The following is a 22,984-nucleotide window of genomic DNA, read 5'->3' on the forward strand; positions in this document are numbered from 1 at the left end:
CAAGAGAAAAGAAGAAAACTCGTGTCTACTCTCGAAATTAAGAACCTGCACGTGTCCGTTGAGACCGCCGAGGGCCCCAAGCCGATCCTCAAGGGCGTTGACCTGACGATCGAGCACGGCGCGATCCACGCCATCATGGGCCCGAACGGTTCGGGCAAGTCTACGCTCGCCTACGCGATCGCGGGCCACCCGAGCTACACCATCACCGAGGGCGAGATCCTCCTCGATGGGGAGAACATCGTTGAGCTCACCGCCGACGAGCGCGCCAAGGCTGGCCTGTTCCTCGCCATGCAGTACCCGGTGGAGGTGCCGGGCGTGACCGTCACGAACTTCCTGCGTTCGGCCAAGACCGCGATCGACGGCGAGGCCCCCAAGCTGCGCCAGTGGGTCAAGGAGCTGGATGAGGCGATGGTGAACTTCAAGGTGGAGAAGGAGTGGGCCGGCCGCGACGTCAATGTCGGCTTCTCGGGCGGTGAGAAGAAGCGCCTTGAGGTTCTCCAGATGGAGATGCTCAAGCCGAAATTCGCCGTCCTGGACGAGACCGACTCGGGCCTCGACATCGACGCGCTGCGCCTCGTGTCCGAGGGCGTCAACCGTGTCCATGCCACCAACGGCAACGGCATCATGCTCATCACCCACTACACCCGCATCCTGCGCTACATCAAGCCCGATCACGTGCACGTGTTCGTGGACGGCCGCGTGGCGCTCTCGGGCGGCCCCGAGCTCGCCGATCAGCTTGAGGCCGAGGGTTACGAGCGTTTCGAGAAGTAATGCACTCTGTTGCTCCGCGAGAGGATTTCCCCGTCCTGCAACGTCGTATGCAGGGCGGGGAGGCCCTCGTTTATCTTGATTCTGGCGCCACGTCGCAAAAGCCGCAGGTGGTGATCGACGCCGTCGACCGCCAGGAGCTGCACCACAACGGCGCGGTCAAGCGCGGATCCCACCAGCTGGCCGCCGAGTCCACGGAGGCCTACGAAGGGGCCCGCGCGTCGGTGGCGCGCTTTGTCGGCGCCGATACGGATGAGATCGTGTGGACGAAAAACTCCACCGAGGCCCTCAACCTCGTTGCCTACGCGTTCGACGACATCTCGCGCGGGCGCGGGGAGTCCGTGATTCGCGGCGGGCGCAAGCACGCGGAGAAGCTGCGTCGGGCCCAGGAGCGGATGACGCTGCGGGAGGGCGACAACATCGTCATCACCCGCGCCGAGCACCACGCCAACCTCATCCCGTGGCAGGAGCTGTGCCTGCGCACCGGTGCCGAACTGCGCTGGTTCGAGCTGACGGAGGACGGGCGGATCGACGTCGACCGCGGGATTGCCGACGGGATCGTCGATGAGCGCACGAAGGTAGTTGCCTACGCCCACGTGGCCAACGTGACCGGCGTCGTCGCGCCCGTGGCGCGGATCGTGGAGCTGGCGCGGGGCGTGGGCGCGGTCGTCGTCATGGACGCGTGCCAGTCGGTGCCGCACATGCCGGTGGACTTCCACGCACTCGATGTGGACTTCGCCGTCTTTTCCGGGCACAAGATGCTCGGCCCCACCGGCATCGGCGCGCTCTACGGGCGCAAGGAGCTGCTCGAGGCGCTCCCGCCGTTCCTCACGGGCGGGTCGATGGTGGAGATCGTGACCATGGACAAGACCACGTTCGCGATGCCGCCGGCGCGCTTCGAGGCTGGCACGCAGCCGGTTGCGCAGGCCGTGGGCATGGGAGTGGCCGCCGACTACCTCATGAATATCGGGATGGACAGGGTCGAGGAGCACGAGGCCGCCCTCACGGCCCGCGCGCTCGAGGGAATGGCGAAGATCCCGGGCGTGCGCGTGCTTGGCCCCACCGACGCCGGCGACCGGCTCGGTATCGTCAGCTTCGACGTCGACGGCGTCCACCCGCACGACGTCGGCCAGGTGCTCGACTCGAAGGGCATCGCGATCCGGGTGGGCCACCACTGCGCCCAGCCCGTCCACGCCCACTTCGGAGTTCACGCCTCCAGCCGCGCGTCGTTCGGGCCCTACAACACGGCGGAAGAAGTCGACGTGTTCCTCGAGGTACTTTCCGGTGTACGCTCGTTCTTTGGACTAAAGGATTGAGGCGATGAACGAACTCGAACAGATGTACCAGGAGATCATTCTCGACGCCGCGCGCGAACGCCACGGCGAAGGGAGCCTGACCGACCCGGCGGGGGAATCCTTCCAGGTCAACCCCACGTGTGGCGACCAGGTCACCATGCAGGTCAACATCGAGGACGGCAAGATCGCCCTGGCCTGGGACGGGCACGGGTGCTCGATCTCGCAGGCGTCAATCTCGATCATGGCCGAGCTCGTGGACGGCAAGACGGTGGAGGAATTCGACCTGCTCTACCACACCTTCCGCCACATGATGGACCAGCAGGGCGGGGCGATCTCGGACGAGGACGCCGACCTGCTCGAGGACGCCTCGGCCTTCCAAGGCGTGTCCAAGTTCCCCATGCGAATCAAATGCGCGCTGCTGGGATGGATGGCATTGCGCGACGCAACGGACCAGGCCCTCGAGTAGGGCCAAGAATAGGAGATGGCAGTGACTCAGACACCACCGAACGTCGCAGACATCGAAGAAGCGTTACGCGACGTCATCGACCCCGAATTGGGCATCAACATTGTTGACCTCGGCCTGCTGTACGGCGTCACGATCGATGGCAACACCGCGATCGCGGACATGACCCTTACCTCAGCCGCATGCCCGCTCACTGACGTCATTGAGGAGCAGGCGCGCCAGGCGGTGGCCGGGCTCGTGGATGACCTCCGGATCAACTGGGTGTGGCTCCCGCCGTGGGGCCCGGAGCGCATCACCGACGACGGGCGCGACCAGCTGCGAGCCCTAGGCTTCAACGTATGAGACGCGTCGCGGCTCTTGCCGCTCTCATGTTGAGCCTGAGCGCCTGCTCGTCCAATTCACCGATCACCTCGGAGGAGTTTTCGGGCGACGCCGTGGTGATCGACGTACGCACCCTCGAGGAGTACGACGCCGGCCACCTGGATGGCGCCCTCCACCTCGATTGGAATTCCGGGGAATTCGCGTCGGGGATCGCGGAGCTCGATAAGGACGAGCAGTACCTGCTCTACTGCCGCTCGGGCAACCGCGCCGGGCAGGCCAAGGCCCACATGGAGGAGCAAGGATTCACCGACGTGGTCAACCTTGGCTCACTCGAAGAGGCCGCCGAGGCGACCGGGATCTCGATCGTCAAGTAGACGCTTTACGGATGTGCGACGCTCCAGGTGTCGCACGTTTCGTATGTGCCCCCGTTGATACCGCGGGTGAGCCACTCCATGCGCTTCTCGGCAGAGCCGTGGGAGAAGTTGTCCGGGTTGGCCTGCAGGCCCGCGTTTTCGTAGATCCGGTCATCGCCCACGGCCTGGGCGGCGTTCAGCGCGGCACGCAACTCCTCCTGGGTGGGCTGCTTCATGAACGTATTGCCGTTGGCATCGGTGGTGGTGGCGGCGTTGTGGATCCAGGCGCCCGCCAGGCAGTCGGCCTGCAGCTCGGAGCGGACCATAGAGGAGTCCTCGCCACTGGAGCGATGATCGATCTTGTTCAAGTCGCCCGTCAGCAGCTGCATGTGGTGGCCGTATTCGTGGGCAAGGATGTAAAGCTGGGCCAGCGGGGCGTTGTCCGCGCCAAGGCTTTCGAGCTGGTCGAAGAACGTGACGTCGATGTAGATCGTCTGATCGCCCGGGCAGTAGAAGGGCCCGGTTTGCGATGATCCCGCGCCGCACGCGGTGGAGACCTGGCCGGAGAAGAGGTTGAGCGAGGCCGGGCGGTAGCGGATACCCAGCTCCTCGGGGGTCTGGCGGCCCCAGAAGTCGTCGATGGAGTTCTTCCCGCCCACCATGCGGCACTCCACGTACTTGTTGGCGTCTGCGCCCGTTTGGCACATCTGCTCCAGGCTTGCCGACGTGTCTTCGCTCTGGACGGGTGCCTGGTAGGACTGGCCGAAATCGGGCAGGGTGCCGGTGAGGAGGAAGTAGATGACCACTCCCACCAGGCCAAAGCCTCCGATTCCGCCAACTGCGGCGCCGCGTCGGCCCCTGCTCACCCCGGACGTGTTGAGCTGAGCGTTGTCATTGAAGGTCATGCCAGGCCCCTTTCGTGTTCTTTGCCACGAGTCTATCCTGCCCATCCGACAAGTACTGACTCGGGCGCGCAAGCCCGCTCCCGTTAGACTGGGGTAATGATTCAGGGACTCAACGTTCACATGCGCATCGGCGAGCGCGTCCTCCTCAACGAGGTCTCCCTCAACGTCGACCGCGGCAAGCGGATCGGGCTGGTGGGGCGAAATGGCGCCGGAAAGACCACGCTGCTGCGCCTGCTGGCTGGCGAGGAGGCGAGTTCCGACGTCGTCGAACGCGGGGGAGCGATCCACCGGCGCGGCAAGGTCGGCTACCTGCCCCAGGACACCCGCGAGGGGGACCTTACGCAGATCGCGCGCGAACGGATCCTGTCGGTGCGCGGGATTGAGAAGATGATCGCCCGGATCAACCGTGCCGAGCGCGAGATGTCCACCCTCACCGGCCCCAAGCAGCAAAAGGCGATGGAACGCTACGTGCGCCTGGACGCGGAGTTCACCGCCGCCGGGGGATGGGCCGCCAACTCGGAGGCCGCCCGCATCACCGCCGCCCTCGGGCTTCCCGACCGCGTGCTCGACCAGCCGCTCGAGACCCTCTCGGGCGGCCAGCGCCGGCGCGTCGAGCTCGCCCGCGTGCTGTTTTCCGACGCCGAGACCCTGCTGCTCGACGAGCCGACCAACCACCTCGACCATGATTCCATCTTATGGCTGCGCGACTGGCTCAAGGCCTATAGTGGCGGCTACGTCATCGTCTCCCACCACGTCCAGCTGCTGCAGGAGACGGTGAACACGGTGTGGTACCTGGACGCGAACCGCTCCACGCTCGACATCTACAACATGGGCTGGGACAAGTATGTGCTCCAGCGCGAGACGGACGAGAAGCGCCGGCGTCGTGAACGGCAAAACGCGCAGAAGAAGGCCGCGGCCCTCATGGCCCAGGCCGACAAGATGCGCTACAAGGCCACGAAGGCCGTGGCGGCGCAGAACATGGAAAAGCGCGCCGAGCGCATGCTCGAGGGCCTGGAGGCCGAGCGCGCGGCGGAGAAGGTGGCGAACCTGCGCTTCCCCACGCCAGCGCCGTGCGGGAAGACCCCGCTGCGCGGCGAGGGGCTGAGCAAGTCCTACGGCTCGCTCGAGGTGTTCGCGGGCGTGGACCTCGCGATCGACCGCGGCTCGCGCGTGGTGATCCTCGGCCTCAACGGCGCCGGCAAGACCACGCTGCTGCGCCTGCTCGCCCGGGTCGAGCAACCCGACACAGGCGAGGTCCAGGACGGCCACGGCCTCAAGCTCGGATACTACGCCCAAGAACACGAGTTCATCGACACCGGCGCCAGCGTGTACGAGAACATGCGCCGCGCCGCGCCCACCGAGTTCACGGACACGGACGTGCGCACGGTGCTCGGCTCCTTCCTCTTCTCCGGCGACGACGCCGACAAGCCCGCCGGCGTCCTCTCCGGCGGCGAGAAGACGCGCCTGGCCCTCGCCACGATCGTGGCCAGCGGCGCCAACGTCTTGCTCCTCGACGAGCCGACCAATAACCTCGACCCGGCCTCCCGGGAGAAGATCCTCGACGCGCTGCGCAAGTACGAGGGCGCGGTCGTGCTCGTCACCCACGACGAGGGCGCCGTCAGCGCGCTCGAACCCGAGCGCGTGCTCCTCCTGCCCGACGGGGATGAGGACCTGTGGTCTGATGACTACATCGACCTCATCTCCTTGGCTTAGGCTGGAGCCATGCTCATCATCATGCGCCACGCTAAGGCCGGACACGGCTCGCCCGATCACGCCCGCCCGCTCACCGACCACGGACGCCGGCAGGCCGGCTTCGTCGGGGGAGCGATCGACCGCGCCGTGGGTGAGGTCGACCAGCTCTTCGTCTCCGATGCCGCCCGCACCCTCCAGACCCTCGAGTCGTTGACCTCGGGCGGACTGGTCGTCAAGGAACGCTTCGTGGAGCCGAGCCTGTATTCGGCCGGCGGGGACGACGTCGTGGAGCTGCTACGCGTGGCGGCAAATGGGCGGGTGGTCATGGTGGTCGGGCACGAGCCGACCATGTCCGCCGTGTCCTACCAGCTGTGGGACCGGGTGGGCGAGGCCGGCTTCGCTTCGGGCTTCCCGACGGCGGGGGCGGCGATCTTCGGTGGCGGTCACGCGTGGGAGGAGCTATCCCTTGGTTCGCTCCCGCTGCAGGCCTTCATCCGGGCGCCGATGTAGCAACGCAAGGCGTAGCCCTGAGAGCTACGGGACGGGCGTATGCATCGTCACGAGCGTGGGCGGTATTCAGGCTCTACAGATGATTCGGTGTGCCATGGAATCACGCTAACAAGCCGCCCCTTACACGTCTGGATAGGACGCCATCATCGACTGTGGTCGGTAGATCTTCGGGCACGTTCCATACCGATTGGCTCTGGTGTAATGCCACCTCAAGATGGCAGGCCATTGAACTTCGCAATACGCACACTTCTCAGTTCAATGGGGCACATTGGGTATCATTTTGGCAAAGCCGCGCTTGTCCCGGCACGCATATGGCGACGGCATCAAAGACCAGTAGTTCTAGTACGTGGTGAAGGGCGATACTATGAAACTCAACGTCGCTCTCGCAATCGCCTTCCTCTTCGGGCTCGGCGGTGTTGCCTACGGCACGTACGTCGCATTTATTTACCAGGGCGGAACCACCGAACTCTACCCGTTCGTTATCGCGGCTGTTGCCGGCGCGATCACAGTATGTGCAGGGTGGATCAAGAGCGCGCCGTGGGCAATGGTCGTCGGTTTTAGCATCATGGCCTTGGCGCCCACGGGATTCCTGTGGATCTTCAACCTCGGGGCTGCGATCGGCGCTGGGCTGTCCGTTGTGTCATGCCGCAGAGAGTCTCCAGTGTCCTGCGGCAATAGCTAAACGCTGGGCAGATCGGTACCGAGGTAGGGCGGGTCGCGGCGCGACAGTTTTCTGGAATATACCGGTTGCCGATTGCTATATGGGTCTGGGTGGGTCCACGTTCCGGGGTTGTGTCGAGCCTCCCCGCTTGGCGCGGTTGTATTCGGCCCGGCGCGCCGCCCACTCCGCGCGCAGCTCCGGATCCTCCATGACGAGCTTGACGGTCTGGCAATCCTCCGGGCCCGTCACGTAGAGCTGGCACAGGGTGCACGGCTCCCCGAAACGCAATGGACACATGGGACTAGGCATCGATGTCCCACCCCACGAGGGCCGCGATCGCATCCAGGCGCGGGAAGCTGACCGCGCAGTCGGCCTGCTCGCGCACGATCGGCTTGCCCTGGAAGGCCACGCCGAGCCCCGCGCGTCGCATCATCGGCAGGTCGTTCGCGCCGTCCCCGGCACACAGCACCATATCCTGTTCGATGCCCCACTCGCGATCCCAGCCCTCGATCGCGGCGACCTTGGCGGCGCTGTCGATGACCGGGCCGTAGGTGCGCCCAGTGAGAGCGCCGGATTCGACCTCGAGGCCGTTCGCGACGAAGCGGTCGATCCCCTCGCGCTCCGCGAGCGGACCGACCACCTCGGTAAAGCCGCCCGAGACCAGGCCGAACCTGCCCCCGCGGGCGTGGACGGCCCTGACGAGCCTCTGCGCGCCCGGGGTCAGCTGCACCTCGGCCAGCACGTGGCCGAAAACCCCCTCGCTCACGCCGGCGAGCTTGGCCACCCGGTGGGCCAGGGACTCGGCAAAGTCGAGTTCACCGCGCATCGCGGCCTCAGTCACCGCCCGGACCTCCTCCTCGGCGCCGGCATGGGCCGCCAGCATCTCAATGACCTCGGTGGTAATGAACGTGGAGTCAACATCAGTGACGATCGCCGCCGGGCCGGCCTTCGCCATCGGGCCGGCGATGAGCGCCGAATCGATCGCAAGCGCGATCGCCGGGCCGCGCAGCTCGTCGTAGAACTCGGCACGGGAAGCGTAGCGCGAACCGTAGCTACCCGGGGCGTCCTCGTCTGGGCCGTCAAAGAGCCAGGTGTGGGCGTGCAGGCCAACTGTGGCGACCGGCCGCGCGTCGTAATCGGAGGTCACATCCTCAATCGCCAGCCGCACATGATGGCACAACGATGCCGGGATGGGGTGCGGGGCCACGAGCGAGAAACGATGCAACATGCCTCTAGGCTAGTCGCCGCGCCACATCTACGTCTCGCCATGTCACTAACAGCGAAGTGGGGGCGCCCGAGGCTACCCCCACTTTCTGCCGATGTGCTTAGTGCATCGTGACGCGCATGCCCTTCGGGACCACCACGATTCCGCCGTCGGAAATGTGGAAGCCACGAGCCCGGTCGTGTTCGTGATCGATACCCACCTGGGCGCCCTCGTCCACCTGGACATACTTGTCCAGGATTGCGCCGACCACGGTGGCGTTGCGGCCAACGTTGACGCCGTCGAACAGCACCGAATCGCGTACCGAAGACCACGAATTCACACGCACATGCGGGGAAAGCACCGAGCCGAGGACCTCGCCGCCGGAGATGATGACGCCGGGGGCGATGATCGAATCGAGCGCGTGGCCTAGGCGTTCGCGGTGACCGTAGACGAACTTGGCCGGCGGAAGGCCGGTGTAGCCGGTGTAGAGCGGCCACTTGTCGTTGTACAGGTTGAAGATCGGGTTGACCGAGATGAGGTCCATGTTCGCTTCGTGGAACATGTCGATCGTGCCGACGTCGCGCCAGTAGTTGCGATCGCGTTCGGTGGAGCCGGGCACGTCGTTGAACGTGAAGTCGTAGACGCCGCAGTCGCCGTTCTCCACGAACTTCGGCACGATGTCGCCGCCCATGTCGTGCTTGGACTCGAGGTTGTCCGCGTCCTCGTGCAACACCTGGTAAAGCGCGTCAGCGGTGACGACGTAGTTACCCATCGATGCGAGGATCTCGTTCGGGGAATCCGGCAGGCCGTCCACCTGAGCGGGCTTCTCAAGGAACTGGCGGACCATCTTCGAGTTGTTCGGATCGGTATCGATCACGCCGAAAGACGTGGACATCTCAATCGGCTGGCGAATACCGGAAATCGTCATCCCCACGCCCGTGTCGATATGCTGGCGGACCATCTGGGAGAAGTCCATGCGGTAGATGTTGTCCGCGCCCGTGATAAGGACGTAATCGGGCCGCTCGTCGTCGAGGATATTGAGCGACTGGAAGATCGCGTCCGCCGAGCCGGAGAACCACTCCTTCGACACGCGCTGCTGAGCCGGGACCGGGGAGACGTAGTTGCCCAGCAGGCTCGACATGCGCCACGTCTTGGAAATGTGGCGGTCAAGCGAGTGCGACTTGTACTGCGTCAACACCACGATCTTCAGGTAGCCCGAGTTGACGATGTTGGACAGCGAAAAATCGATGAGGCGGTACGTGCCGCCGAAAGGGACCGCCGGCTTAGCGCGATCCTGCGTAAGCGGCATGAGGCGCTTTCCTTCGCCTCCCGCAAGGACAATGGCAAGTACACGTGGATTTGATCTCATATTCCTAACCATATCCGGTTGGGCCGACGAATTTGTCCGTTCTAACGAATTGCCCAAGCTTTGACGATAGGCTTAAAGAGGCGTTCATCTTTAGGAAAGGAAACCCGATGAGAGTCGATCTGCTCACTCGCGAATACCCGCCTCACGTGTATGGCGGAGCGGGCGTACACGTCACCGAATTGGCGAAGGTTCTTCGCGCACACGCAGAGGTTCACGTCCACGCTTTCGATGGCCCGCGCGAGGAGGAGGGCGTCCACGGGTACACCAATGTGGTTGAGCTGGCCGACGCGAACGGCACGCTCAAGACGCTGGGAGTGGATCTTCTGATCGCCGACAAGACGGGGGAGGCGGACCTCGTCCACTCCCATACGTGGTATGCCAACATGGCCGGCCACCTGTCCAAGCTCATGTACGGTATCCCGCACGTCATCTCAGCCCACTCCCTCGAACCGCTGCGCCCCTGGAAGCGTGAGCAGCTCGGTGGCGGCTACGAGGTCTCGTCCTGGATCGAGAAGACCGCCTACGAGGCGGCTGACGGCATCGTGGCCGTCTCCAACGGCATGCGTGACGACATCCTGCGCGCCTACCCGAACGTGGATCCGGACAAGGTGCGGGTGATCCACAACGGCATTGACCTCGATGACTGGAAGGCCCCGCAGACGCAGGAGGAGTGGGACAAGGCCCGCGAGTACTTCCGCTCCTACGGCCTGGATCCTGATCAGCCCACGATCATCTTCGTCGGCCGCATCACGCGCCAGAAGGGCGTGCCGGGCCTGTTGCGCGCCCTGCGCTACGTGCCGGAGGAGGTGCAGGTGATCCTGTGCGCCGGCGCCCCGGATACCCCGGAGATCCTGGAAGAGACCCGGGCGCTCGTGGAGGAGCTGCAAAAGACGCGCGCCGGCGTGGTCTGGATCGACGAGCACCTACCGCATGACAAGATCGTGGCCCTCGAATCGTGCTCGACCACCTTTGTCACCCCCTCCGTTTACGAGCCGCTCGGCATCGTCAACTTGGAGGCGATGGCGGTGGGCCTGCCGGTGGTTGGCACGGCCACCGGTGGCATCCCGGACTGCATCGATCACGGCGTGACGGGCACTCTCGTCCCGATCGAGCAGAAGCAGGACGGCACGGGCACGCCGCTTTATCCGGACAAGTTCGAAAAGGACCTGGGCCAGGCGCTGGCGGACATGGTCGCTGATCCGGAGCGCGCCAAGGAGATGGGTAAGGCCGGGCGTAAGCGCGTGGAAGACCACTTCTCGTGGGAATCCATTGCGGTGAAGACCATGGCCTTCTACGACGACATCCTCGGCCGCTAAGAGTCGGACCAATCGCGAGGAGGGTCGGCGTGCGACGAGCGCGCCGGCCCTTCCGTAAACTAGGCTGGTTGATATGGGAGACGTACTTCAGGTAAGCAACGTGGTTGTCCGCCGCGGCGGGCGCCACATCATCGATGGCATTGATTGGTCGGTCAACGAAGGCGAGCGCTGGGTAGTGCTCGGCCCGAACGGCGCGGGCAAGACCACGCTCATCCGCCTCATTTCCGGGCGGATGCACCCGACGTCGGGCAAGGTGACGATCATCGGCGAACAGCTGGGGCACACCGACGTCTCCGAACTCTACCCGCTCGTGGGACTTGCATCCTCGGCGCTCGACCAGCGCATCAACGACGCCGAAACCGTGCTCAACGTCGTGCGCAGCGCGGCCTATGGCATGGTGGGCACGTGGCGCGAGTCCTACGAGGAGCTCGATGACGAGCGGGCGCTCGGCCTGCTCGATGCCCTCGGTGTTGCGGGGCTTGCCGATCAGCGGTGGGGCACCCTGTCCTCGGGGGAGCGCAAGCGCGTGGGCATCGCCCGCGCTCTCATGCCTGACCCGGAGGTGCTGGTCCTGGATGAGCCTGCCTCCGGCCTCGACCTTGGCGGGCGCGAGCAGCTGCTCACCTCGCTGTCCCAGCTGGCGGGCGGCATCTACGCGCCGGTCATCGTGCTCGTCACCCACCACGTGGAGGACATCCCGCAGGGCTTCACCCACGGCCTCCTGCTCAAGGACGGGCAGGTGGCCGCCGCTGGAGAGCTCGAGGAGGTCATGACCTCGAAGACCCTGTCGTCCGTGTTCGGTGTCGACGTCGATCTCTCACTTGACGCCGGCCGTTACACCGCACGGGCGCGGCAGTCGTAGCTCGACGGGCGCGAGCGTCAGCCTTGCACGTATACTGGAGTTGACCAAGGAGGTTATCCATGGCCTGGGGTATTTGGGCGATTATCACGGTAGCTTTGCTCATCGTTGAAACGATCACCGTTGATTTCCTGTTCATGATGTTTTCGGCCGGAACGCTCGCGGCGCTTTTCGTCTCCCTCGCGTCGCCGTCGGCCCTTGCGTTACAGATCGTCGTCTTTGGCATCATCTCTACGCTCGGTATCGCCTTCGTGCGCCCGTGGGCGCGCAGGCACGTCAACGATTCCTCGCGCGGCGAATCCAACGTTTACGCCCTCGCGGGTAGGACCGGTCAGGCCCTGTCGGATATCACCGCTAACGCCGGACGCGTCAAGATCGGCGGTGAAGTTTGGAGCGCGAAGTGCGCCGGCGAACCGATCGATGAGGGCTCGGCCGTTGTCATCCAGTCCGTGGAGGGCGCCCGCGTGGTCGTTACACCTGTCCGCAACGAGTCCTAGAAAAGAAAGTAGGAATCATGTCAGAAAACACGATTCTGCTCGCATTCCTCGCGATTCTGGCGCTGCTTGTCGTCGTCGGCATTGCGAAGTCCGTCATTCAGGTCCACCAAGGTTTCACGGTCATCATCGAGCGTCTTGGAAAGTACAACAAGTCCCTCCGGCCCGGCCTTCACTTCCTCATCCCGTTCCTTGATTCGGTCCGCCAGCGTATCGACATGCGTGAACAGGTTGTGCCGTTCCCGCCGCAGCCCGTGATTACGTCGGACAACATCGTGGTCAACATTGACACGGTCATCTACTACCAGGTCACGCAGCCGGAGGCCGCCACCTACGAGATCGCCGACCCGATGTCGGCCATCGAGCAGCTGGCCGTGACCACGCTGCGAAACATCATCGGTTCGATGGACATGGAGCAGGCGCTCACGGGCCGCGACCAGATCAACGGCCAGCTACGCGGCGTTCTCGACGAGGCCACCGGCCGTTGGGGCATCCGCGTCTCGCGCGTGGAGCTGAAGGCGATCGACCCGCCGGCCACCGTCCAGTCGGCCATGGAGCAGCAGATGAAGGCCGAGCGCGACCGCCGCGCCGCGATCCTCACGGCCGAGGGCGTCAAGCAGTCTGCGATCCTCACCGCTGAGGGTGAGAAGCAGTCGGCCATCCTGCGTGCCGAGGGCGCGGCCCAGTCGGCAATCCTCGAGGCCCAGGGTGAATCCCGTGCGATCCTCCAAGTGTTCGACGCCATCCACCGCGGCAACGCCGATCCAAAGCTGCTGTCCTACGAGTACCTGAAGATCCTGCCGCAGATCGCCGATTCGCAGTCCTCGAAGCTGTGGATCGTCCCCACCGAACTCACCGCCGCTCTCGACGCCGTCACCAAGGGCTTCACCGGCCGTGGCGGGGACGAGCCGGTCACCGTGAACTTCGAGGGCCTGGACGAGGACATCGCCGATTCGCTTGCCTCCACGAGCCTGCAGGACGTGGATGAGGCGCTGGCGAGCGCCCGCGGCGAGGCGACCCGGGCGTCGTCGGAGGCGGAGGAATCCGGCACCCACTCGGGTAAGCCGTTCGATCCGCGCGCCGAGCTCGGCCAGCACCCGGATATGCCGGAGCAGAGAGGCGAGTAAGCAACAGCGAAAGGTGGCCGCCGAGAGGTGGCCACCTTTTGTGTACCCGGGCGGTGTGGCAAAGTATGATCCGTGCTCACTTACGTTGATGACCTGACCGATCCGCGCCTCGATGACTTCTTTCGCCTCACGGACGTGGCGTTGCGCAAGAAGCTGGAGACCGAGCGCGGTCTGTACCTGGCGGAGGGGGACAAGGTTATCCGGCGCGCCGTGGCCGCAGGCCATACGCCGCGCGCCGCTGTCATGACCGAAAGGTGGATCGAGTCCCTGGCCAATTTCTTCCCGGGCGACGTGCCGCAGTTCATCGTGCCCGAGGATCTGCTGACCGAGCTCACGGGCTTCCAGGTACACCGCGGCGCGATCGCCTCGATGAACCGGCCCGCGCTGCAGGGGCTGGGGGAGTTCCTCGCGCAGTGCCCGGACGCCCGGCGGATTTTTATCTTGGAGGACCTGGTCAACCATACGAACGTGGGTGCGATCTTCCGTTCGGCGGCCGCGCTCGGGGTCGACGCCGTGCTGGTCACCGACCACTGCGCCGATCCGCTCTACCGGCGCTCGGTCAAGGTGTCGATGGGCACGGTCTTCCAGGTGCCGTGGACCCGGATCGAGGGCTGGCCTCACGCGATCGCCGCGCTTGCCGACGCGGGGTGGGTAACAGCGTCGTTGGCGCTGTCGGATAACGCGGTGACGCTCGATCAGTTCGCAGCGGATATGGCCGCGGAGAAGGTGGCGATGATCTTCGGCGCGGAGGGTGACGGGCTCGCGCATGCGACGCTGGCGAAGAGTGACTACGTGGTGACGATCCCTATGGCCGGCGGGGTGGACTCGCTTAACGTGGCGGCCACGAGCGCGTTGGCGGCCTGGGCGCTACGGCCCTAGCTGCGATCCTCGACTGCCTGGTAATCGGCGAGGGCGGCCTCGAGGAGGTCGGGTACGGAGCAGTCGAAGACCTTGGCGAGTTTGATGAGCGTACTCATGCGCGGGTTGGCCGGGCTGTTCGTGCGCCGGTCGGCGCGGGCGTGCTCCATGAGCTGGTAGTGATTGCGGTTGATATCCGCCGCGAGCGCCACCTGCTCCTGGGTGAGCCCCATGCGCCTGCGGCGCTCGATGAGAGTCTTGGCGAAGGTGGAGGCAAAGGCGCGTTCGGCGGGGGAATACTCGGTCACGCGAACATGGTCCGTGTTTACCCGGCGCAGGTCAGCGGGGTATACCCGGCGTGGGTTTTCTTCAAAAAAGTTATGCACAATTCCGTTCGTGCACGCTCTATCCACATTTGGGCACTTTGCAAAAACGGCGTCTTGCGATTCTCGACATGATGGTCTCGTCGAAGGGAGAAACATGGACACCATCATTCGTCGATCATTTATTTTTATCCTCGCAGCCGCACTTTTCGCTTTCGTTCCGTTCGCCGTCGCAGGCGAGCAGAGCTGGACGCGCGTGGCAACCGAACCGAGCCGGTGGGGAGCGCTGTCGAGCCCGCACGTGCCGATCGCCATCTGCACCGGTGACACCCAGCTGAACTTCAGCTACCAGCCCGGCATGGAGAAGGCCGACTTCGAATCCCGAAGCCTCACCCGCGCCGGGGAGCCCTACACGCAGCAGGGCACTGAGGTGGGGTGGAAAACCTCGATCAGTGCCTCCGACACCGGCAAGGTCGCCGCGATGTTCGACCTATGGGGCACCGAGGCCGTGGCGGGGATCGCGCCCGAGGCCTTCACTCTCGCCGTCCACGAGCTGACCGCCGATTCGCGCGGGATCGCCTCGACGTCGAAGAAGGCGTGGCAGGATCAGGCACGCAAGCTACTGGAGATAGCGGCAAAGATTGCCGGGCCGCACAAGGCCGGAGAGTTGACCTTCGCCGACGGCAAGTTGAGCGGCTTTACGGTGATCGGCCAGGCTGGCGTGCCGCTCGTGGGCGTGCCGTTTAGCGCTGAGCTTTCGGGCGCCACGTGGGAATCGACGGGAGAGGCCGTGCTCACGGGCACCACGGGCGCCGAGCAGCAGAGCTTCGCGGTCACGGCGCCGGCCTTCGGTGAGGTAACGCTCAAGGTCACCTACTCGAAGATCCCCGGCCACTCGTTCGCCACTGGCCACCACTCCGTGGCCCAGGACCTGCATATGCGCGGCGAACGCGGCGCGATCGAGCAAAACGCGGTGCTGCGCAACGCGCCGAGCCAGACGAAGGTGAGCATCTCGACCAAGGCGGCCATCAAGGACTCGGGCGCAATCCGCGATCTTGTGACCGTGAGCGCCGATGAGTGGCCCAAGGTCGAGCGCATCCCCGCCACCTTTGACCTCACCGCGCGCCTCTACGGGCCGTTCGAGGAGCAGCTCGAAGAGCAAGAGGTCGTGCCGGACGGCGTGGAGGCTGCGGAAACCGTGAGCTTGAGCGTCATCGAGCCCGGCACGTACGAGGTGGTCTTCGACCACGAGCCCAGCCCCGGCTGGTACACCGTGGTGGTGGACGGCCATTTCCGCGACGACGGCGACTTCGCCGGCCTGCCGCAGGATAACGTAGCCATGCCGTTCTTCGAGCCCGATGAGACGGTGTTCGTTGAGCCCGAACCGGAACCGGAGCCGACACCCGAGCCGACACCCGAGCCCATGCCGGAGCCGACACCCGAGCCCATGCCGGAGCCCACGCCGGAGCCGACACCTGAGCCGACACCGACTCCCGCTCCGCAGCCGAAGCCAGAACCGACTCCGGTACCGGCGCCCGAGCCGAAGCCGAGCACCCCGCCGGCCGTTCTGGCCAACACCGGCGCCTTCTCGCTGCCCTTCGCGGCGATGGCTGTGGGGCTGGCCGGCCTGGGAGTGACGCTCGTTGCGGGGGCGCGCTCTACATCGAAGCGGAGGTAAATCCTAGCTGACGCCAGGCCTCGTACACCGCGATCGAGGCGGCGTTGGCCAGGTTGAGGGAGCGCCGGCCGGGTAGCATTGGAATTCGGAGCCACTTGGTGACCCGCGGATCATCAAGCACCAATTCTGGCAGCCCGGTCGGCTCCGTGCCGAACAGGAGCACGTCGTCGTCGCGGTAGGATTCGTCAGCGAAGTTGTTGGACGTGTGGCCGGTGAAGGCGAAGATCCGCCGGTCGGGCCCGAAGTAGGCCTTGGCGTCCTCCCATGACTTGTGGATGACGAGGTCGGCCAGGTCATGGTAGTCGAGCCCGGCGCGCTTTAGGTGCGCGTCGTCGAAGGTGAAGGCGAGCGGCTCAATAAGGTGCAATCGCGCGCCCGTGCAGGCGGCCAGCCGAATGGCGTTGCCGGTGTTGCCGGGGATCTTAGGTTCATGGAAAACGAAGTTGAGCACCCGCCCAGTGTAGCGCGGGTGTTCAACTGGTCGAACCTAACGCTGGTAGGTCACCGTGAGGCGAGCGCGCGCCAGCGTATGGAAGACGGTGTGGAAGGCCGCGGCAGCCGGCGTCGTGTCCTCCGGGTCAAGCTCGAGCGAAGGCACATCGAGGGCATGGACCACGAAGATGTAACGGTGCGGGTGCACGTCGCCCGGCGGGGGAGCGGCCCCGTAGTAGGCGAACTCGCCTGCATCGTTGCGGATGTGGCTCGCCGCGCCGGGGAGCGTCAGGTCATGCTGGCCGGCGCCCTCCTCCAGGCAGGTGATGTCCGCGAGGTCGAGCACGATCCAGTGCCAATAACCCGAGGGCGTGGGCGCGTCGGGGTCAAAGCAGGTGACGGCGAAACCTTGGGTCTCTGGCGGGAAGCCGGACCACTCGAGGGCGGGCGAGACGTTGTCCGCGAAGCCGAGGTGGAATTCTGGCATGACGCCGCCATCGGTGAGCGTGGGGCTTGTCAGCGTGAACGAGGGGACTGCGGGAAGAAGCTCGTAGGGATCTGGCGCGAGGGGTCGTTCGAGGTTCATGGCCCCATCATATGCGAAGTAGGTCACAGGTGGGCAGGTTCTGGCCCGTGCGTGCGGCTTGGGACTTCCCGGCGGCTAGTTTTTGTCGGAGGCCGCTCCTAAGATGGGTATCGAACATGTGTTCGAAGGGGGTGGCTGATGGATAAGCTTGCAACCGCGCGCAAAGCGCTGGCTGCGGCAGAGATGCGCGCGGGCCTGCGCGTCGTGCGCGCGCAGGAGGTGCAGGCGCAGGAGGTGCAGGCGGGAGGAACGCTGAGCGGGGAGGTGGCCTCCGATACCTTTTCCGTTCCATCCCACCTCGTAGCCGCCCTGCCGCACGGCCTCATCCGGCGCGGGGTAGTCAGCGTGGAAGGCTCGCCCTTCCTTCTGACCTTCCTGGCCGCTCTCCTCTCGGGGCAGGAGGCCTGGATCGCCTTCCTCGGCGCTCCGGACGTGGGGTGGGCATGCGCGGAACGGCTGGGCCTGGATATGGGCCGGGTCGTTGCCGTTCCGCGGATCGAGGCGCAGGGGGCCCGTGTGGTCAGCGCCGCGATCGACGGCTTTGACGCGGTGGTGCTGGGGGACGTGTCGCTTGACGCCCGCGAGCGCCGCGTGCTCCATCGGCGTGCGATGTCCAAGGGCGCGCTGTTGCTGGCGATGAACTGGCCGCAGGCCTCCGTGGGTATGCGCTGCCGGCTGGTCGGGGTGCGGGGTCTGGAGGAGGGCCACATCAGCGGCGTTGACTATGAGATCGCCACGCGCTGGGGGAGTGCCTCCGTGCGCTACGAGCGGGACGGCTGGGAGCCGGCGCGCTATGAGGGCGGCCTAAGAGCGGTGGGAGGCCGGGCCTCATGATGCGGGGCAGTGTCTGGGTTCCGGACTGGCCGGTGGCCAGTGTCATCATGGCCGGCCGCGCGCTGCTGGAAGAACCGGTGGCGATCTACGCCAACCGCGTGGTCGCCGTCAACGGGGTGGCGTACGCGGAGGGCGTGCGTGAGGGGATGAAGCGGCGCCAGGCGCAGTCGGTCGCCTCCGGGTTGCATCTCATCCGGCAAGATCCGGATCTGGAGGTAGCTAGTTTCGAGCGGGTTGTGCGGGTGTGCGAGGAGCACATCGCCTACCTCAGCGTGCTCGAACCCGGCCTCATCACCTTCCTCGCGCGTGGGCCGGTGGGAGCGGCTGGTAGCGTGCGGGCGCTGTCGGAGAACCTGGTGGGGGACATCGCGCTTCACACCGGTCTAGAAGCCCACGTCGGATTCGGGGACGGGTTACTCACCTCCATCCTGGCCGCGCGGACGGATGCCCACGTCCGCCACGCGCCCCCGTTCCTCGACGCCCACCCGGTCGGGGCGATCCTTCACGGGGCGGCCACGGCGCGATCGCGGGAGCAGATGCGCGCCTTCGTCGGCGCGATGGAGAACCTAGGAGTGCTTACCATCGGGGATCTTCGCCGGCTGGACCGGGCTGCCCTGCTCACCCGTTTCGAGGTGGCCGGGCGGGTCCTGTCGTTGATTGACGGGGGAGAGCCGGAGCGGGACGGGGCAAGCTACGGCGTGCAGGAGCTGGTGGTGGAACGGGAGGCGGATCCGCCGTTGGCCAACCTCGACCAGGCGGCCTTCCTGGCACGTCAGATGGGGGAGGAGCTGGCCGAGGCCCTCACCCTCCGGGGCGTGATCGCCCGCGAGCTGACGATCTGCACCCGCAGTAGCGTGGAACGCCGACGTGCCTGGTCGCTCGACGCGGCCAGCGCTAAGGACATCTCTGACCGCGTGCGCTGGCAGCTGAGCGCCTGGATGTCCGAGGAGCAGCACGGGATTTCCCGCATTTCGATCGCCGCCAGCGCGATTCTGCCCGCGGGCCGTGCCCAGGGCGCGCTGTGGGGTTCGGATCGTGCCAGTGCGGATGCGGCCGCGCGGGCGGTGAGCCGCATTCAGAGCCTACTGGGGGAGGATTCCGTGGTGGCTCCGGAGCACGTGGGTGGGCGCCACCCCCTGGAGGCGCATCAGATGCGGCTGTGGGAGCAGGCGCCCTCCGATACCCTGCGGGCCGATCCGTGGCCGGGCCGTCTCCCTGAACCCTGGCCCAGCTTCGTCAAGGCAGCGCCGGAGAAGATCGCGGTGCTTGACGCGCGCGGGCACGACTGCGCGCTCACCGCGTTGGGGACTTTCTCCTGCGCTCACGGGTGCGCCCATCCACGCCCCGCAGCGCTGGTGGCAGGCGGGGCGCCGGAGCGGCTCGTCACGGCGGCTGGGCCGTGGTTGCAGGCCACGGGGTGGTGGGTGCCGGCCTCGGAGCAGCGCAAGGCGTGGATGGAGTTCGCCGATTTACGCGGGCGCGGCTACCTCGCCTATCGGGAGGGTGGGCAGTGGTGGCTGGCGGGGGTGTACGAATGATTCCCTACGCCGAACTTCACGCGCACTCGGCCTACAGTTTCCTCGACGGGGCCTCGATGCCGGCCGATCTGGTCGAGCGGGCGGTGGAACTCGAGCTGAGCGCCCTGGCGCTCACGGACCACGACGGGCTGCCCGGCGTCGTGCAGCTGGCGAGCGCGGCGCGGCGGCACGGCCTGCCCACGGTGATCGGCTCCGAGATCACGGTGGGTGGCCGGCCCCGGCCGGGGCAGAAAGATCCGGACGGGGATCACCTCATCGTCCTGGCGCGCGGCGCGGAGGGCTATCACGCCCTGTCGCGCACGATCGGCGAGGCGATGCTGGCCTCGGGGGAGAAGGGCCACGCCGCTCACACCCTCGAATCGCTCGCGGCGGGGGCGACGGACTGGCAGATTCTCACCGGATGCCGCAAGGGTGGGGTACGCCGAGCGCTTGAGCGGGAGCCGGGGGTGTGGGCGGTGGATGCCGCCCGCGGGTACCTTTCCACCCTCACCGCGCTCTTCGGCGCGGAGTCCGTGGCGGTGGAGATCACGCACAATAACCAGCCCTACGATCGCGAACGCAATCGGCTCCTTGTTTCCCTGGCCAAGGAGGCGGGGCTGCGGGTGGTGGCCACGGGCAACGTCCACGCCGCCCGTGCGTCGGACGCGGTGCTCGCTGACGTGCTGGCCTCCACGCGTGCGAACCGGCCACTCGAGGAGTACCGGAGCTGGCTGCCGGCCTGGCCTGCCTACCTCAAGTCGGGCGAACAGATGCTTGCCCTGCACGCCGAACATCCCGGTGCTATCGCGGCGGCCGCGGAGATTGGGGAGGAGTGCTCCTTTGACCTCACCCTCGTGGCACCGGACCTACCGCCGTTCCCCACCCCACCGGGTCACACCGAAGCCACCTGGCTGCGCCACCTCACGGAGCAGGCGGCGCTTAGCCGGTACGGGAGCCGGCAGGCCCACCCGCGTGCCTGGCGGCAGATCGACCACGAACTGGGGGTGATCGAGCAGCTGCACTTCCCCGGATACTTCCTCATCGTCCACGAGATCGTCTCTTTCTGCCACGAGCAGGAGATCTGGTGCCAGGGGCGCGGCTCGGCGGCGAACTCGGCGGTCTGCTTCGCGCTCGGGATCACGGCGGTGGACGCCGTGCGCCACCGCATGCTCTTCGAACGCTTCCTCTCGCCCGGGCGCTCTGGGCCGCCGGATATTGACCTGGATATTGAGGCCGGTCGGCGCGAGGAGGTCATCCAGCACGTCTATGCCCGCTACGGACGCAGGCACGCAGCTCAGGTGGCCAACGTCATCACCTATCGGCCACGTTCGGCTATTCGCGACGCGGCGCGCGCCCTGGGGTATGACGCGGGGCAGGCGGACGCGTGGGCGAAGTCGGTCGAGCGCCGGGCGTCCGATGCCCGCTCGCGGGCGCCGGAGCTGGCCGGGAGCCCGAAGCGGCGGCCGGGATCGGAGCCGGAGGTAAAAGAGCGCGCGCCGGAGGCAGAAGAGCGCGCGCCGGGCTCACAGGTGGAGGGAGAAGAGATCACGTCGGAGGCCGGGGCGCGGTTCGCGCTGCGCTGGGGGATCGAATCCGAGGTGCCGGAACGGGTGGTGCAGATCGCTGGTCGGCTCCAGCGCCTGCCTCGCCATCTCGGCATCCACTCGGGCGGGATGGTGCTGTGCGATAGGCCGGTGATCGAGGTGTGCCCGGTGGGCTGGGCGCGCATGGAGGGCCGGAGCGTCCTGCAGTGGGATAAGGATGACTGCGCCGAGGCGGGGCTGGTGAAGTTCGACCTGCTCGGGCTGGGGATGCTCAGCGCCCTACGCATCTCCTTCACCGAGCTCACCGAGCGCGGCGTGCGGGCTGCGGATGGTCAGCCGCTGGGCTTGCACAACATCGACCAGGAGGACGGGCGGGTCTATGACTTGCTGTGTGCGGCGGACACGATCGGGGTGTTCCAGGTGGAGTCACGGGCGCAGATGGCCACCCTCCCGCGCATCCAACCGCGCACGTTCTACGACATCGTGATCGAGGTAGCCCTCATTCGGCCCGGCCCGATCCAGGGCGGCTCGGTCAACCCCTACATCAACCGCCGCCGCGGGCGCGAACCGGTCACCTACGCACACCCGCTCCTCAAGGGCGCGCTGGAAAAGACGCTCGGCGTGCCCCTCTTCCAGGAGCAGCTCATGCAGATCGCGATCGACGCGGCCGGCTTCACCCCGGCACAGGCCGACCAGCTGCGCAAGGCGATGGGAGCCAAGCGCAGTCATGACCGGATGCGGGATCTGCGCGGGGATCTCATGGCCGGGATGGATGAGCGCGGGATCGGCCCGCGGGTGCGCGAGGAGATCTACACCAAGCTGGAGGCCTTCGCCGAGTTCGGCTTTCCCGAGTCGCACTCCTTTTCCTTCGCCTACCTTGTCTACGCGAGCGCCTGGCTCAAGGTTCACCACCCCGAAAACTTCTACGCGGGCATCCTCGCGGCCCAGCCCATGGGCTTCTACTCGCCGCAGACCCTGGTGGCCGACGCGCGGCGGCACGGCGTGCTCGTCTTGCCGGTGGACGTGTGCTTTTCAGAAGAGCACTCGTGCGTGGAGGTCACCCCGGAGCGGAAGGTGAGAGCCCACCCGTTGGTGAGCGTTGATCCGCGCCGGGGCCTGCGGCTAGGCCTATCGAACATCAAGGGTTTGAGGGCCACTGAACGCATCCTCGCCGCCCGCGCGCAGCGCCCGTTTGATTCGGTGGCGGACCTGGCCCGCCGGGCCAAGCTCACCACGCCGGAGCTGGAGAAGCTCGCGGCGGCCGGCGCGCTGACCAGCCTGGGGATGACACGCCGGGAGGGAATCTGGGCGGCCGGGGCCCTGGCCTACACGGGCAAGAGGCTCGGCGATTCCTTCCAGCCCAGCCTGCCCGGGCTGCACGTGGGCGCCACGCCGCCGCGCCTGCCCCGCATGAGCCCGGTGGAGGAGAATATGGCCGAACTGCGATCCACGGGTATCTCAGTGGGCACTCACCCCATGGACTTCCTGCGCCCATCGCTGACCGAACGTGGGGTGGTGCGTATCGCGGACCTATCCCGCTACGAGCCGGGGGAGCGGATCCGCGTGGCGGGGATTGTCACCCACCGCCAGCGCCCGCACACGGCCTCCGGCATCACCTTCCTCTCCCTGGAGGACGAGTCGGGCTTGCTCAACGTGGTGTGCTCGGTGGGGCTATGGGAGAAGCACCGCAAGGTGCTACGCACCTCCCAAGGCCTGATTATCCGCGGCGTGGTGGAGCGGGCGGATGACGTGATGAACTTCGTTGCCGACGGGGTCGAACGCCTCGAGCTGGCGGTCCCGCTCCCGTCGCGGGACTTCCGCTAACGCGAACGCGGGTGAGCGTCGGCAGAGAGAAAAGGAGAAAAGCATGAATGC

Annotated in this window: 24 protein-coding genes; 17 read left to right on the forward strand and 7 right to left on the reverse strand. The window is 66.3% G+C overall.

The window, feature by feature from the left end; all coding sequences use genetic code 11:
• Positions 1 to 21 precede the first annotated feature (21 nt).
• From sufC to HMPREF3174_RS00700, 5 genes are read left to right on the forward strand one after another with little or no spacing between them, the layout of a single operon-like run.
• Complete coding sequence (sufC, locus tag HMPREF3174_RS00680; RefSeq protein ID WP_062612649.1) at positions 22 to 771, forward strand: Fe-S cluster assembly ATPase SufC; 750 nt, start codon at positions 22 to 24, stop codon at positions 769 to 771.
• Positions 771 to 2,084, forward strand: coding sequence for a cysteine desulfurase (locus tag HMPREF3174_RS00685; RefSeq protein WP_062612647.1), 1,314 nt, complete (start codon positions 771 to 773; stop codon positions 2,082 to 2,084). Before sufC ends, HMPREF3174_RS00685 begins: the two co-directional genes overlap by 1 nt.
• A gap of 4 nt (positions 2,085 to 2,088) precedes the next feature.
• Positions 2,089 to 2,529 (forward strand): Fe-S cluster assembly sulfur transfer protein SufU, encoded by a 441-nt coding sequence (gene sufU, locus HMPREF3174_RS00690; RefSeq protein WP_062612645.1) that lies wholly within the window; start codon positions 2,089 to 2,091, stop codon positions 2,527 to 2,529.
• A 15-nt stretch (positions 2,530 to 2,544) separates the two neighbouring features.
• Positions 2,545 to 2,868: a metal-sulfur cluster assembly factor gene (locus HMPREF3174_RS00695; RefSeq protein ID WP_070447372.1), complete on the forward strand. Its 324-nt coding sequence runs from the start codon at positions 2,545 to 2,547 to the stop codon at positions 2,866 to 2,868.
• A complete protein-coding gene (locus HMPREF3174_RS00700) occupies positions 2,865 to 3,221 on the forward strand; it encodes a rhodanese-like domain-containing protein (RefSeq protein WP_062612641.1) in 357 nt (118 codons plus the stop codon). Before HMPREF3174_RS00695 ends, HMPREF3174_RS00700 begins: the two co-directional genes overlap by 4 nt.
• 5 nt (positions 3,222 to 3,226) lie before the next feature.
• Here the strand turns inward: HMPREF3174_RS00700 and HMPREF3174_RS00705 are convergent, their stop codons facing one another.
• Positions 3,227 to 4,105 (reverse strand): KPN_02809 family neutral zinc metallopeptidase, encoded by an 879-nt coding sequence (locus HMPREF3174_RS00705; RefSeq protein WP_062612639.1) that lies wholly within the window; start codon positions 4,103 to 4,105, stop codon positions 3,227 to 3,229.
• A gap of 96 nt (positions 4,106 to 4,201) precedes the next feature.
• On the opposite strand from HMPREF3174_RS00705, the gene HMPREF3174_RS00710 reads away from it, so the two are divergent.
• The 3 genes from HMPREF3174_RS00710 to HMPREF3174_RS00720 all read left to right on the forward strand — a co-directional run bounded on the left by HMPREF3174_RS00710 (position 4,202) and on the right by HMPREF3174_RS00720 (position 6,989).
• Positions 4,202 to 5,818: an ABC-F family ATP-binding cassette domain-containing protein gene (locus HMPREF3174_RS00710; RefSeq protein ID WP_070447375.1), complete on the forward strand. Its 1,617-nt coding sequence runs from the start codon at positions 4,202 to 4,204 to the stop codon at positions 5,816 to 5,818.
• Between the two features lie 9 nt (positions 5,819 to 5,827).
• Positions 5,828 to 6,307: a SixA phosphatase family protein gene (locus HMPREF3174_RS00715; protein ID WP_070445250.1), complete on the forward strand. Its 480-nt coding sequence runs from the start codon at positions 5,828 to 5,830 to the stop codon at positions 6,305 to 6,307.
• Positions 6,308 to 6,671: 364 nt separating this feature from the next.
• The gene (locus HMPREF3174_RS00720) at positions 6,672 to 6,989 is read left to right on the forward strand and encodes a hypothetical protein (RefSeq protein ID WP_062612632.1); all 318 of its coding nucleotides are present in this window, start codon (positions 6,672 to 6,674) and stop codon (positions 6,987 to 6,989) included.
• A 75-nt stretch (positions 6,990 to 7,064) separates the two neighbouring features.
• Here HMPREF3174_RS00720 and HMPREF3174_RS08880 read toward each other — a convergent pair whose 3' ends face one another.
• The 3 genes from HMPREF3174_RS08880 to glgC form a co-directional block, all read right to left on the reverse strand.
• Positions 7,065 to 7,265, reverse strand: a complete 201-nt coding sequence (locus tag HMPREF3174_RS08880; RefSeq protein WP_101923495.1) for a DUF6767 domain-containing protein — start codon at positions 7,263 to 7,265, stop codon at positions 7,065 to 7,067.
• A 4-nt stretch (positions 7,266 to 7,269) separates the two neighbouring features.
• Positions 7,270 to 8,196 carry a phosphoserine phosphatase SerB gene (gene serB, locus HMPREF3174_RS00725; protein ID WP_236698634.1) on the reverse strand — a complete coding sequence of 309 codons (927 nt, stop codon included), beginning with the start codon at positions 8,194 to 8,196 and terminating at the stop codon, positions 7,270 to 7,272.
• A gap of 97 nt (positions 8,197 to 8,293) precedes the next feature.
• Entirely contained in the window at positions 8,294 to 9,541 is a 1,248-nt protein-coding gene (gene glgC / locus HMPREF3174_RS00730; protein ID WP_062612629.1) for a glucose-1-phosphate adenylyltransferase, read from the reverse strand.
• 107 nt (positions 9,542 to 9,648) lie between these two features.
• On the opposite strand from glgC, the gene glgA reads away from it, so the two are divergent.
• The 5 genes from glgA (at position 9,649) to HMPREF3174_RS00755 (ending at position 14,216) form a co-directional block, all read left to right on the forward strand.
• Positions 9,649 to 10,857, forward strand: a complete 1,209-nt coding sequence (gene glgA / locus HMPREF3174_RS00735) for a glycogen synthase (protein ID WP_062612627.1) — start codon at positions 9,649 to 9,651, stop codon at positions 10,855 to 10,857.
• A gap of 73 nt (positions 10,858 to 10,930) precedes the next feature.
• Positions 10,931 to 11,719 (forward strand): ABC transporter ATP-binding protein, encoded by a 789-nt coding sequence (locus HMPREF3174_RS00740; protein ID WP_068539246.1) that lies wholly within the window; start codon positions 10,931 to 10,933, stop codon positions 11,717 to 11,719.
• A 59-nt stretch (positions 11,720 to 11,778) separates the two neighbouring features.
• On the forward strand, positions 11,779 to 12,213 hold the full coding sequence (locus HMPREF3174_RS00745) for an NfeD family protein (protein WP_062612621.1): 435 nt from the start codon (positions 11,779 to 11,781) through the stop codon (positions 12,211 to 12,213).
• Positions 12,214 to 12,230: 17 nt separating this feature from the next.
• Positions 12,231 to 13,337, forward strand: a complete 1,107-nt coding sequence (locus tag HMPREF3174_RS00750) for an SPFH domain-containing protein (protein WP_070447379.1) — start codon at positions 12,231 to 12,233, stop codon at positions 13,335 to 13,337.
• A gap of 72 nt (positions 13,338 to 13,409) precedes the next feature.
• The gene (locus HMPREF3174_RS00755; protein WP_070447382.1) at positions 13,410 to 14,216 is read left to right on the forward strand and encodes a TrmH family RNA methyltransferase; all 807 of its coding nucleotides are present in this window, start codon (positions 13,410 to 13,412) and stop codon (positions 14,214 to 14,216) included.
• Here the strand turns inward: HMPREF3174_RS00755 and HMPREF3174_RS09330 are convergent.
• The gene (locus HMPREF3174_RS09330; RefSeq protein ID WP_062612613.1) at positions 14,213 to 14,503 is read right to left on the reverse strand and encodes a helix-turn-helix transcriptional regulator; all 291 of its coding nucleotides are present in this window, start codon (positions 14,501 to 14,503) and stop codon (positions 14,213 to 14,215) included. The two genes, HMPREF3174_RS00755 and HMPREF3174_RS09330, sit on opposite strands and share 4 nt — an antisense overlap.
• 172 nt (positions 14,504 to 14,675) lie before the next feature.
• On the opposite strand from HMPREF3174_RS09330, the gene HMPREF3174_RS09445 reads away from it, so the two are divergent.
• Positions 14,676 to 16,196, forward strand: a complete 1,521-nt coding sequence (locus HMPREF3174_RS09445; protein ID WP_070447385.1) for a hypothetical protein — start codon at positions 14,676 to 14,678, stop codon at positions 16,194 to 16,196.
• On the opposite strand, the gene HMPREF3174_RS00770 is transcribed toward HMPREF3174_RS09445, so the two are convergent.
• Together HMPREF3174_RS00770 and HMPREF3174_RS00775 are read right to left on the reverse strand one after the other, a co-directional pair.
• Positions 16,177 to 16,647 carry a tRNA (cytidine(34)-2'-O)-methyltransferase gene (locus tag HMPREF3174_RS00770; RefSeq protein ID WP_062612608.1) on the reverse strand — a complete coding sequence of 157 codons (471 nt, stop codon included), beginning with the start codon at positions 16,645 to 16,647 and terminating at the stop codon, positions 16,177 to 16,179. The two genes, HMPREF3174_RS09445 and HMPREF3174_RS00770, sit on opposite strands and share 20 nt — an antisense overlap.
• 36 nt (positions 16,648 to 16,683) lie before the next feature.
• Entirely contained in the window at positions 16,684 to 17,214 is a 531-nt protein-coding gene (locus tag HMPREF3174_RS00775) for a YbhB/YbcL family Raf kinase inhibitor-like protein (RefSeq protein WP_062612606.1), read from the reverse strand.
• Positions 17,215 to 17,352: 138 nt separating this feature from the next.
• On the opposite strand from HMPREF3174_RS00775, the gene HMPREF3174_RS00780 reads away from it, so the two are divergent.
• From HMPREF3174_RS00780 to dnaE, 3 genes are read left to right on the forward strand one after another with little or no spacing between them, the layout of a single operon-like run.
• Positions 17,353 to 18,048 (forward strand): hypothetical protein, encoded by a 696-nt coding sequence (locus HMPREF3174_RS00780; RefSeq protein ID WP_070447388.1) that lies wholly within the window; start codon positions 17,353 to 17,355, stop codon positions 18,046 to 18,048.
• Positions 18,045 to 19,586, forward strand: a complete 1,542-nt coding sequence (locus HMPREF3174_RS00785) for a DNA polymerase Y family protein (protein WP_070447390.1) — start codon at positions 18,045 to 18,047, stop codon at positions 19,584 to 19,586. The genes HMPREF3174_RS00780 and HMPREF3174_RS00785 overlap by 4 nt, the downstream gene beginning before the upstream one ends.
• Positions 19,583 to 22,933, forward strand: a complete 3,351-nt coding sequence (gene dnaE, locus HMPREF3174_RS00790; protein ID WP_062612602.1) for a DNA polymerase III subunit alpha — start codon at positions 19,583 to 19,585, stop codon at positions 22,931 to 22,933. The genes HMPREF3174_RS00785 and dnaE overlap by 4 nt, the downstream gene beginning before the upstream one ends.
• The last annotated feature ends 51 nt before the right edge of the window (positions 22,934 to 22,984 follow it).

The sequence above is a fragment of the Trueperella sp. HMSC08H06 genome, assembly GCF_001808465.1.
Taxonomy (GTDB): domain Bacteria; phylum Actinomycetota; class Actinomycetes; order Actinomycetales; family Actinomycetaceae; genus Trueperella; species Trueperella bernardiae.

Bases quoted from the DNA above. Each gene is read 5' to 3' on its own strand.
- HMPREF3174_RS00685 (WP_062612647.1), top strand. From the start codon at position 771: ATGCACTCTGTTGCTCCGCGAGAGGATTTCCCCGTCCTGCAACGTCGT.
- sufU (WP_062612645.1), top strand. From the start codon at position 2,089: ATGAACGAACTCGAACAGATGTACCAGGAGATCATTCTCGACGCCGCG.
- HMPREF3174_RS00695 (WP_070447372.1), top strand. From the start codon at position 2,545: ATGGCAGTGACTCAGACACCACCGAACGTCGCAGACATCGAAGAAGCG.
- HMPREF3174_RS00700 (WP_062612641.1), top strand. From the start codon at position 2,865: ATGAGACGCGTCGCGGCTCTTGCCGCTCTCATGTTGAGCCTGAGCGCC.
- HMPREF3174_RS00705 (WP_062612639.1), bottom strand. From the start codon at position 4,105: ATGACCTTCAATGACAACGCTCAGCTCAACACGTCCGGGGTGAGCAGG.
- HMPREF3174_RS00710 (WP_070447375.1), top strand. From the start codon at position 4,202: ATGATTCAGGGACTCAACGTTCACATGCGCATCGGCGAGCGCGTCCTC.
- HMPREF3174_RS00715 (WP_070445250.1), top strand. From the start codon at position 5,828: ATGCTCATCATCATGCGCCACGCTAAGGCCGGACACGGCTCGCCCGAT.
- HMPREF3174_RS00720 (WP_062612632.1), top strand. From the start codon at position 6,672: ATGAAACTCAACGTCGCTCTCGCAATCGCCTTCCTCTTCGGGCTCGGC.
- HMPREF3174_RS08880 (WP_101923495.1), bottom strand. From the start codon at position 7,265: ATGTGTCCATTGCGTTTCGGGGAGCCGTGCACCCTGTGCCAGCTCTAC.
- serB (WP_236698634.1), bottom strand. From the start codon at position 8,196: ATGTTGCATCGTTTCTCGCTCGTGGCCCCGCACCCCATCCCGGCATCG.
- glgC (WP_062612629.1), bottom strand. From the start codon at position 9,541: ATGAGATCAAATCCACGTGTACTTGCCATTGTCCTTGCGGGAGGCGAA.
- glgA (WP_062612627.1), top strand. From the start codon at position 9,649: ATGAGAGTCGATCTGCTCACTCGCGAATACCCGCCTCACGTGTATGGC.
- HMPREF3174_RS00740 (WP_068539246.1), top strand. From the start codon at position 10,931: ATGGGAGACGTACTTCAGGTAAGCAACGTGGTTGTCCGCCGCGGCGGG.
- HMPREF3174_RS00745 (WP_062612621.1), top strand. From the start codon at position 11,779: ATGGCCTGGGGTATTTGGGCGATTATCACGGTAGCTTTGCTCATCGTT.
- HMPREF3174_RS00750 (WP_070447379.1), top strand. From the start codon at position 12,231: ATGTCAGAAAACACGATTCTGCTCGCATTCCTCGCGATTCTGGCGCTG.
- HMPREF3174_RS09445 (WP_070447385.1), top strand. From the start codon at position 14,676: ATGGACACCATCATTCGTCGATCATTTATTTTTATCCTCGCAGCCGCA.
- HMPREF3174_RS00775 (WP_062612606.1), bottom strand. From the start codon at position 17,214: ATGAACCTCGAACGACCCCTCGCGCCAGATCCCTACGAGCTTCTTCCC.
- HMPREF3174_RS00780 (WP_070447388.1), top strand. From the start codon at position 17,353: ATGGATAAGCTTGCAACCGCGCGCAAAGCGCTGGCTGCGGCAGAGATG.
- HMPREF3174_RS00785 (WP_070447390.1), top strand. From the start codon at position 18,045: ATGATGCGGGGCAGTGTCTGGGTTCCGGACTGGCCGGTGGCCAGTGTC.
- dnaE (WP_062612602.1), top strand. From the start codon at position 19,583: ATGATTCCCTACGCCGAACTTCACGCGCACTCGGCCTACAGTTTCCTC.